Source organism: Actinomadura bangladeshensis (assembly GCF_004348335.1).
GTDB lineage: Bacteria > Actinomycetota > Actinomycetes > Streptosporangiales > Streptosporangiaceae > Spirillospora > Spirillospora bangladeshensis.
The window spans coordinates 1-1,271 of sequence record NZ_SMJW01000548.1 but is presented as its reverse complement, the minus strand read 5'-3'; the positions used below and the strand labels follow the sequence as shown (position 1 = coordinate 1,271).

The 1,271-nt window shown below is 74.7% G+C and carries 1 protein-coding gene; it reads left to right on the top strand.

The window, feature by feature from the left end; genetic code table 11:
• Window positions 1–38 precede the first annotated feature (38 nt).
• On the top strand, window positions 39–1,271 hold a 1,233-nt coding region (locus E1284_RS40770), incomplete at its 3' end, for an L-aspartate oxidase (RefSeq protein WP_131945447.1).

Sequence of the window (1,271 nt, the reverse complement as noted above, 5' to 3'; positions counted from 1 at the left end):
GAGTCATAATGACGAGAACCGATTCCGGAGGAGGGCCAATGATCCCTTCCGTTCTCCACGCCCCCGAGCCCGGCTGGACCGCCGACGCCGACATCGTCGTCATCGGCTCCGGCATCGCCGGTCTGGTCGCCGCGCTGAGGTGCCGTCCGCACGGGCGGGTGCTGCTCGTGACCAAGGCCCTCCTGGACGCCGGGTCGACCCGCTGGGCGCAGGGCGGGATCGCCGCCGCGCTCGGCCCGGACGACACCCCCGAGGAGCACCTCGCCGACACCCTCGTCGCGGGCGTCGGAGTGTGCGACGAGGACGCCGTCCGGGCGCTCGTCACCGAGGGGCCGGACGCCGTCCGCGGCCTCATCGAACTCGGTGCCGCGTTCGACCGCGCCGGCGACGGCGGCGTCGCGCTGACCCGCGAGGGCGGCCACCACCGGCGCCGCATCGCGCACGCGGGCGGGGACGCCACCGGCGCCGAGATCAGCCGCGCCCTCCTCGCCGCGCTCAAGGACTCCTGCGTCGAGGTCATCGAGCACGCGCTCGTCCTCGACCTGCTCAAGGACGCCGCCGGGCGCGCCGCCGGCATCACCTTGCACGTCATGGGCGAGGGGCAGCCGGGCGGCGTCGGCGCCGTCCGCGCCCGCGCCGTCGTCCTCGCCACCGGCGGGCTCGGCCAGGTGTTCTCCGCCACGACCAACCCAGAGGTGTCGACCGGCGACGGCGTCGCGCTCGCGCTACGCGCCGGGGCCGAGGTCACCGACCTGGAGTTCGTCCAGTTCCACCCGACCGTGCTGTGGCTCGGCGAGGACGCGACCGGGCAGCAGCCGCTGATCTCCGAGGCCGTCCGCGGGGAGGGCGCCCACCTCGTCGACCACGACGGCGTCCGCTTCATGGTCGGACGGCACGAGCTCGCCGAACTCGCCCCGCGCGACATCGTCACCAAGGGGATCACGACCCGGATGCACGAGACCGGCGCGCCCTGCATGCTCCTGGACGCCCGCCACTTCGGCGCCGCGACGTGGGAGAGCCGCTTCCCGACCATCCTGGCCGCCTGCCGGCACCACGGCATCGACCCGGTGACCGAGCCCATCCCGATCGTCCCCGCCGCGCACTACGCCAGCGGAGGCGTCCGCACGGACCTCTACGGCCGCACGTCCGTCCCCGGCCTCTACGCCTGCGGAGAGGTCGCCTGCACAGGCGTCCACGGCGCCAACCGCCTGGCCTCCAACTCCCTCCTGGAGGGCCTGGTCTTCGCCGCCCGCATAGCCGAAGCCCTCCCC